This is a genomic window from Streptomyces sp. SID5785 (assembly GCF_009870065.1).
Classification (GTDB): domain Bacteria; phylum Actinomycetota; class Actinomycetes; order Streptomycetales; family Streptomycetaceae; genus Streptomyces.
This window is the reverse complement of sequence record NZ_WWIA01000243.1, coordinates 1-7,626: the sequence shown is the minus strand read 5'-3', so window position 1 is coordinate 7,626 and position 7,626 is coordinate 1. Positions and strand designations below refer to the sequence as shown.

Here is a 7,626-nt window from a genome sequence, read left to right as displayed (position 1 = left end):
TAGGGCCTGTCGTCCCTACCGGCGTCCGGTGCGGTCCGTGCCGTGCGGCGTGCGCGCCACGCGTCGCGGGCCGTCCGGGCCCGGGCGCGGGCGCGGTCCTCGGCCAGGAGCGCGGCCAGTTGGGGCGTGCCGGACCGGCGGGCGAGCAGGAGGCGCCGGTTGACGGACGGCTCGGGCCGCCAGTGCAGTTTGTACGGCTCGGTGCCGCGCAGCAGGCTCAGGACGCCGGGCGGGCCCGCGTCCCCGCCGTGCAGGTGCTCGGTGCACGAGCGCAGCAGCATCGTCGCCACGTCGATCCGGCGCTCGCGCAGACCGGGGTGGGCGCCGTACAGGTAGCCGCCGGCCAGGCGCGCGGAGCGCAGGGTCAGGTCGGCGGCGACGACCTCCCCGTCGAGACGGAACTCGGTGACGTGCGCGTCGCCGCTCTGCGCCATCAGCGTCACCGCGCGCACGAGGTGGTCGGCGAAGCGGGGCCGCAGGTGCTCGGTGGTCACCTTGCGCTGCTGCCACTGGAGCCGGTGCAGGTCGAGGAGGCGGCGGAGCGCGCCGGGCACCTCCTGCGGGGTGACGACGCGGCGCTCGATGCCGGCCGCGTCCAGCTTGCGCAGCTTCGCGCGGGCGCGCTGGGCGCGGGGCCGGGGCAGCCGCCCGACCAGGTCGTCCATGGGCAGCGCGGGCAGGTCGAGGCAGGGCGAGTCGTCGAGGCGGCGGCGCGGTCCCGGCCAGCGGTCGTAGAGGGCCTCGGCGGCGCTGCCGGGCCGCACCTCGCGCAGGTCGACCGGGCCGGCCGCGGCGTGCGTCCACAGGGCGGCGGCGAGGTCGTCGAGCGCTTCGGGGCAGGACGCGTCGGCGAGCACGTCGCCGTAGTCGGACAGGCCCGCGCCGAGCGGGGTCAGGACCGGGGCCGGGCGCAGCCGTCGCATGAGCGGGGCCGCCGCGACGAGGCGTCCGGCGCGGCGCACGAGGACGACGCGCAGGGCGCCGCGGCGTCCGTAGGAGAGCCACCAGGAGTGCAGCCAGGCGTGGGTCTGGAAGGGGGTGGCGGTGGGCGAGGCGCGGTGCAGGCGGGTCCATTCCTCGCGCAGCGCGCCGAACTCCTCGGTGCGGGTGCACAGGGTGACGTCCGCCATCAGGCGCCGCTCCGGGCGGGGGCGCCGGCGGCGGCCGCCGGGGCCGGGACCGTGGCGGCCGCGGGCCGGTCCTCCTCGCGGCGCGGGCGCAGGAGCAGGGCGAGGCCGCCGAGCAGCCCGCCCGCGCTGGTCCCGACGAGGGCGGTCAGCGCGGCGGACGGGGTGGACGGCTCGGTGGGCTTGACCGCCCGTGTGAACCGCAGGAGTTCGACGTGCGTGTCGTCCTTGGTGTGGGAGGCCTCGGTGGTGAGGGCGCGGGCGACCGCGTTCGCCATCTCCATGGCCTCGGCGGGCCGGGACGAGGTCGCGGAGAGGGCCACCATGGGCGCGTCGGGCGAGGTCTCGGCGCGGACGCTGTCGCGCAGCCGCGCCACCGGCACCCCGGCCGCGACCTGCGCGTCGCTCAGCACGGCGACCTGGGTCGCGACCTTCCCGTAGGCCTGGGCGAAGCCGACCGCGGACATCGGGTCGGCCTTCTCGGTCGGCACCGCGATCACGTAACTCGTCGCCGTGTACTGGGGCGTGGCGGCCAGTCCGTACCCGCCGCCGGCGAGGGCGCCGAGCAGGATCCCGGCGGGCAGCGGCCACCAGCGCGGCAGGGCGCGGGTGCGGCGGGCGGCGCGGTGGAAGCGGCTGCGGGGGGTGTCGGTCATCGGGGGCTCACTCCTGAGGTCGATGCGCCCGTCGCGGCCTCGTAGACCCCGAGGTGGCGGGCGGCGCTGCGGGCGATGCTGTAGTGCAGGGCGGACCGGGCCGGGGCGCGCGGGCCCGGCGGCCGGGTGCGGGCCGCGGTGAACGCGTGGGCGAACGCGGCCGGTTCGCAGGGGACGCGGACGGCGTCGCCCGCCGTCGCGGCGGGCAGGTCGTCGAGGGCGGGGCAGCGCACGTGGACGACGGGCAGTCCGCAGGCCTGGGCCTCCACGACGGCCAGGCCGAAGGCCTCGTCGGTGGACGGCGAGGCGAGCAGGTCCATCGCGGAGAGCAGGGCGGGCAGGTCGGGTCCCGCGCCGGGGGTGCCCGCCGTGTGCGGGCGTTCGCCGGTGAACACGATCCGGTCGCGGACCCCCGCCGCGTGGGCGGCCGCGTCGAGGGCGGCCTCCTCGGGGCCGGTGCCGACGAGCAGCAGGCGTACGTCGCCGGGGAGGGCGGCGAGCGCGGCGACGAGCACGTCGAAGCGCTTGCCGGGGACGAGCCGGCCGACGCCGCCGACCACGAAGGCGTCCGCGGGCAGCCCGTAGCGGGCGCGCACGGCGGCGCGGGCGGCCGGGTCGAAGGCGAAGCGGTCCACGTCGACGCCGTTCGGGACGACGTGCACCCGGTGCGGCGCGACGCCCCAGCGGTGCAGCCGCCCCGCGACCGCCGGGGACACGGCGATGGTGGCCCGGCCGAGCCGCTCCCCCGCCAGGTAGAGGGCGCGCACGCCCCGGGTCAGGGGGCGGCCCTCGATCTGGGTGTCGCCGAGCGAGTGCTCGGTGGCGACGACGGCGGGCACCCCGGCGAGGCGGGCGGCGATGCGGCCGTAGAGGCAGGCCCGGTAGAGGTGGGTGTGCACGACGTCGTAGCGTCCCGCGCGCACCAGCCGGGTGAGGCGGGGCAGGGCGCCGAGGTCGCGGTTGCCGGCCATGCCGAGGTGGGCGACGCGCACGCCGTCGGCGCGCAGCCCGTCGGCGACCTGCCCGGGGTTGGTGAGGGTGACCACGTCGTGGGTGCCGGGCAGATGCCGCAGCAGGAGCCGCAGTTGCTGCTCGGCGCCGCCCGCGCCGAGGCCGGTGATGATGTGCAGGCCCTTCACGGCCGTACCTCCGCGGACGGGGTCTCGGCGCTCGTCCAGGGCCGACGCCGGATGGGGTGGACGCGGCGCTTGAGCTCGAGCCGCCAGGGGGTGTCGCGCTCGCCGACGAAGACGCGGGGCAGCGCGTACTGCCCGGTGAGCGGGCCGGGCGAGATGGCGCAGGCGTAGCGGTACCCGGCGGCGCGGACGGCGTCGGCGGTGGCCCGGTCGACGCGGCCGTACGGGTAGCAGAAGCCCTGCACGGGGCGGCCGGTGAGCTCCTCGACGCGGGCGCGGCTGTGCGCGATCTCGGCCTGCCGGGCGTCGGCGGGGAGCCGGGTCAGGTCGACGTGGGTCAGGCCGTGCGAGCCGATCTCCATGCCGGCCCGGGCGGCGGTCCGCACGCCCTGCGCGGTGAGCAGGGGCTTGCGCGGGCCCTGCGGGTCCCAGGCGTTGTCGCCGCCGAGCCGGCCGGGCAGCACGAACACGGTGGCGGTGCAGTCGAAGTGGCGCAGCAGCGGCAGCGCGTTCTCGACGAAGTCGCCGTAGCCGTCGTCGAAGGTGAGGCCGACGAGCCCGCGGCCGGTGCCGCGCCTGCGGGCGTCGAGGAGCTGGCCGACGGTGACGCCGCGCAGCCCGCGCGAGCGCAGCCAGCGCAGCTGTTCCTTGAGGCGGGCGGGGCTGACGGTGACGTTGTACGGGTCCTCGGTGCAGTCGTCGACCGAGTGGTACATGGCGACCCAGGGCGAGCGGCCGGGCAGCAGGGTGCGCGGCCGGGACCCGGCCGGTTCCGGCAGGAGCGTGTCAGCGGGCATTCCGGAGCTTTCTGGTCGCGGTGCGGACGGCGGGCAGAAAGGCCCGGACGTGCAGGGCCCACAGGAGGAGACAGAAGACGGCGCCGATCACGAGGGACCCGGCGGCGAGGGAGGCGACGGGCCCGGCGGCGCGGTCCGCGACGACGAGCCCGGCACCGGTGGCGGCGCACGCGGCGAGCAGCGTCTTGCCGAGCTCGCGCAGGACGACGGGCAGCCGTACGGGGACGGCGTGGCGGCCCATCGCCCCGAGCAGCAGGGCGGCGGTGACGGTGATGCCGAGCGCGTTGGCCGCGGCGATGCCGCCGACGCCCCACACGCCGACCGCCCAGGTGCCGGCGGCCGCGGTGAGCGTCATGCCGGCGGCCATCGCGGCGAGCGGGTACCAGGAGGGGCGGCCCGCGGAGAAGTAGGAGCGCACGAGCGCGCCGACCAGGCAGTGGCCGAGCAGCCCGAGCGAGTAGACGCGCATGATGGAGGCGGTCGCGGCGGTGTCCCGGGCGGTGAACGCGCCGCGCTGGAACAGGATCTCGACGATCTGCGGCGCGCACGCGAACACGACGGCGGTGCCGAGCAGCACGATGCAGGCGGCGAGCGTGACGTCCCGCTCGACCCGGTCGCGGGCCCGTTCGGTGTCGCCGCGGGCCAGGGCCTTCGCCACGACGGGGAAGGTGACGGTGCACAGCATCAGGGAGAGCACCATCGGCAACTGGGCGATCTTCTGGGCGTAGTTGAGGTGCGAGATGGCGCCCGCGGGCAGGGGCGCCGCGAGGAAGCGCTCGATGAAGACCTGGGCCTGCCGGCACAGCGCGAAGAGCAGCACCGCGGCGACCATCGCCAGGTCCATGCGGCGGGCCGCGGCGGCCTTGCCGGGCCGCGGTGCGCCCTGCGCGGCCGGGGCGAGCCGGCGGCGCAGGGCGGGCAGCTGGACGAGCACCATCAGGCAGCCGCCGACGGCGACCCCGGCCGCGGCGGCCCGCACGCCCCAGCGGTCGGCGAGGACGAACAGGGTGGCGATGATGCCCGTGTTGTACGCGACGTAGATCGCGGCCGGGGCCAGGTAGCTGCTGTGGGCGCGCAGCGCCGCGCTGCAGTACCCGGTGAGCCCGAAGGTCAGCACGCAGGTCGCGGTGAGCCGGGTGCAGTCGACGGCGAGGCGCGGGTCGGGCAGCCCGGGCGCGAGCAGCTCCACGAGCTGGGGCGCCCCGGCGATCAGGAGCAGCGACGCGGCGACGAACGCGGTCGCCAGCCGCGGCAGCGACCCCGCCACGAAGGCCCGTACGGGGTCCGGGGCGCCCGGCGCGGTCCGCCCGCGGGCGGCGATCGCGGCGCTGAACGCGGGCACCAGCATGAAGGCGAGCCCGTCCTCGATCAGGAGCGTCGCGGCGACCTCGGGCACCGTCCACGCGACGAGGAAGGCGTCGGTCGCGCTGCCCGCGCCGAACAGGTGGGCCAGCGCCTGGTCGCGGCCGAGGCCGAGCACCGACCCGGCGGCGGAGAGCAGCGCGGTCAGGAGGGCGGCGCGGGCCAGGAAGGACCCGGAGGCGCCGTGGCCCTCGCCGCTCTCCCGGCCCGGCTGCGCGGGGACGGCGGGCAGGAGCGTCTCGTCGGCGGCGGTGTCCGGCGGAGCCTGCCGCGGGCCGGGCCTCACGGGCGGGCCGCCGTCCCGCGGTCGGCCAGCGCCCACCAGGCGGCCAGGCCGAACACGACGGCCGTCAGCACCGTGGAGGGCCCGCCGATGTCCGCGTACGCGAAGTCGATCAGCTGCCAGACGAGCAGTCCGCAGGCGATCAGCGCGCAGTCGAGTCCGCCGGGCGGGCCGCGCCGGGCGGCGGCCAGCCTGCGCACCCCGAGGACGAGGAGCGCCACCCAGCCGCCGGCGATCGCGCACAGGCCGAGCAGGCCCTGCTCGCTGAGGACGAGCAGGTACATGTTGTGCGGCGAGAGCAGCGGCTGGCGGCGGAAGGCCTCGCCGGCGCCGGCCACGTCGCTGCCCGAGGACAGGGCGAGGGAGGCGTGGCTGTCGCGGTGGGCGGGGAAGTTCTTGAGGCCGACGCCGGTGACCGGGTGCTCCTGCCACATGGCGAGGGCGGCCGCCCACATCGTGTACCGGTCGGTGACGGACTGGTCGGGGGCGGCGGTGACCTGCGTGATGCTGGTGAGCCGCTCCTGGAGCATCGCCGTGCCGACGCCGAGCCCGCCGACGAGGACGACGGCGACGGCGAGCGCGGCCGTGAACAGGCGGGCGGCGCGCCGCAGTCCGGTCACCGCGACCTGCGCGGCGATCACGACGGCGGTGGCGATCCAGGCACCGCGGCTGAAGGACAGGGCGAGCGGGACGACGAGCACGGCGGCGCAGCCGAGCGCACCGAGCCGGGCGCGCGGGGTGGGGCCGCCGAGCGCGAGCCCGACCGAGCAGATCAGGCCGTAGGCGACGACGGTCGACATGCCCATCACGTCGGTGGCGCCGAAGGTGCCCACGGCCCGGACGTCCTCGCCCGCGTACGAGGCACCGGTCCCGGTCAGGTACTGGTGCACGCCGATCGCGCCCTGCCACAGGGCTAGCGCGACCAGGCCCCGGGCGAGGCGCCGGAAGTCGTCGCGGCCGCGGGTCAGGAGCAGTACGGCGGCGGGCACGAGGACGAGGATCTGGCAGTAGCGCGCCGTTCCCTGGAGCGCGTCGGACGCCGAGCCCGCGCCGAGCGCGGCGACGGCGACGCCCACGACGGGCAGGGCGAGCACCGCGTAGGCGGTACGGGTCAGGGGGCGCTGCCGGATGCGCACGGCACGCACCGCGCAGAAGACGACGAGCAGTCCGGACACGGCGTCGGCCGGGGTGCCGCCGCCCTCCTGGCCGCCGCCGTCGAGCGGCAGGGCGAGCATGCCGATGAGCAGCAGCACGGGCAGGACGGGTCCGGCCCGGCGCACGGCGGCCGGGAGCCGGGCCGGACCCGGGCGGGGTCCGGTGAGGGCGGCGGGCAGGACTGTCACCGGGTCAGCTCCCTGTGGGGCGGACGAACTCGGCGGCCGTGCGCAGCAGGATGGTGATGTCCCGCCACAGCGACCACTGGTCGATGTAGGCGTTGTCGAAGCGGCAGCGGTCCTCGATGGAGGTGTCGCCGCGCAGCCCGTTGATCTGGGCGAGTCCGGTGATGCCGGTGGGGACGCGGTGGCGTTCGCCGTAGCCGGGGTGGGCCTCGCCGAACTGCAGGACGAAGTAGGGGCGTTCGGGCCGGGGGCCGACGAGGCTCATGTCGCCGCGGAAGACGTTCCACAGCTGGAGCAGCTCGTCCAGCGAGGTGCGGCGCAGGAAGCGGCAGAAGCGGGAGACGCGGCGGTCGTCGGCGACGCTCCAGCGGGTCGCCGACTCCAGCGCGTCGGCGGGCCGCAGCGTGCGGAACTTCAGGAGTGTGAAGGGCCGCCCGTCCTTGCCGATCCGCTCCTGCCGGAACACGACGCCGGGCCCCTCGCCCACCCGCAGCCACAGCGCGCAGGACAGCAGCACCGGCGAGAGCAGCACGAGCAGGACGGCGGAGACCAGCACGTCGAGGGCGCGCTTGCCGGGATGCACCGGCAGGTACGGCCCGTCGAGCGGCCGGCAGCGGTATCCGGCGAGCGCGTGCTCACCGCGGACACCGCGCGGCACGTACGGGGAGGGCTGCGGGTCCAGTTCCCACACGTCGCAGTGGAGGTCGGACAGGAGGCGCAGCGGCGCGCGGTGCTCGGGGGCGCCGGGCCCGCCGAGGACGATCACCCGGCTCACGCCGTTCTGGATGACGGCCCGCCGCAGGTCGCCGTGGCTCGCCAGGACGGGCAGGTCGGGCCCGTCGGGACGGCCCGTGCCGTCGGCCGGATCGCGGGCCTCCTCGGGCGTCCCGGTGGCGACGATGCCGACGGGCCGGACGCCGCTGCG

The 7,626-nt window shown here is 77.2% G+C and carries 7 protein-coding genes; all 7 read right to left on the bottom strand.

Features of this window, described 5'->3' with window-relative positions:
• The coding region (locus GTW43_RS07370; protein ID WP_161300815.1) for a GNAT family N-acetyltransferase at positions 1 to 1,130 on the bottom strand (1,130 nt) is incomplete at its 3' end.
• Complete coding sequence (locus GTW43_RS07365; protein WP_161300814.1) at positions 1,130 to 1,783, bottom strand: lipopolysaccharide biosynthesis protein; 654 nt, start codon at positions 1,781 to 1,783, stop codon at positions 1,130 to 1,132. The genes GTW43_RS07365 and GTW43_RS07370, both read right to left, overlap by 1 nt.
• Complete coding sequence (locus GTW43_RS07360; protein ID WP_161300813.1) at positions 1,780 to 2,922, bottom strand: glycosyltransferase; 1,143 nt, start codon at positions 2,920 to 2,922, stop codon at positions 1,780 to 1,782. The genes GTW43_RS07365 and GTW43_RS07360 overlap by 4 nt, the downstream gene beginning before the upstream one ends.
• Positions 2,919 to 3,716 carry a polysaccharide deacetylase family protein gene (locus GTW43_RS07355; protein WP_237536454.1) on the bottom strand — a complete coding sequence of 266 codons (798 nt, stop codon included), beginning with the start codon at positions 3,714 to 3,716 and terminating at the stop codon, positions 2,919 to 2,921. The genes GTW43_RS07360 and GTW43_RS07355 overlap by 4 nt, the downstream gene beginning before the upstream one ends.
• A complete protein-coding gene (locus GTW43_RS07350; protein ID WP_161300817.1) occupies positions 3,706 to 5,310 on the bottom strand; it encodes a lipid II flippase MurJ in 1,605 nt (534 codons plus the stop codon). The genes GTW43_RS07355 and GTW43_RS07350 overlap by 11 nt, the downstream gene beginning before the upstream one ends.
• A 50-nt stretch (positions 5,311 to 5,360) precedes the next feature.
• Positions 5,361 to 6,704: an O-antigen ligase family protein gene (locus tag GTW43_RS07345; protein ID WP_343245929.1), complete on the bottom strand. Its 1,344-nt coding sequence runs from the start codon at positions 6,702 to 6,704 to the stop codon at positions 5,361 to 5,363.
• Positions 6,705 to 6,708: 4 nt separating this feature from the next.
• The coding region (locus tag GTW43_RS07340) for a sugar transferase (RefSeq protein ID WP_161300812.1) at positions 6,709 to 7,626 on the bottom strand (918 nt) is incomplete at its 5' end.

What these genes read in the sequence shown, in the direction of transcription:
- GTW43_RS07365 (WP_161300814.1), bottom strand. Translation starts at nt 1,783, where the DNA reads ATGACCGACACCCCCCGCAGCCGCTTCCACCGCGCCGCCCGCCGCACC.
- GTW43_RS07355 (WP_237536454.1), bottom strand. Translation starts at nt 3,716, where the DNA reads ATGCCCGCTGACACGCTCCTGCCGGAACCGGCCGGGTCCCGGCCGCGC.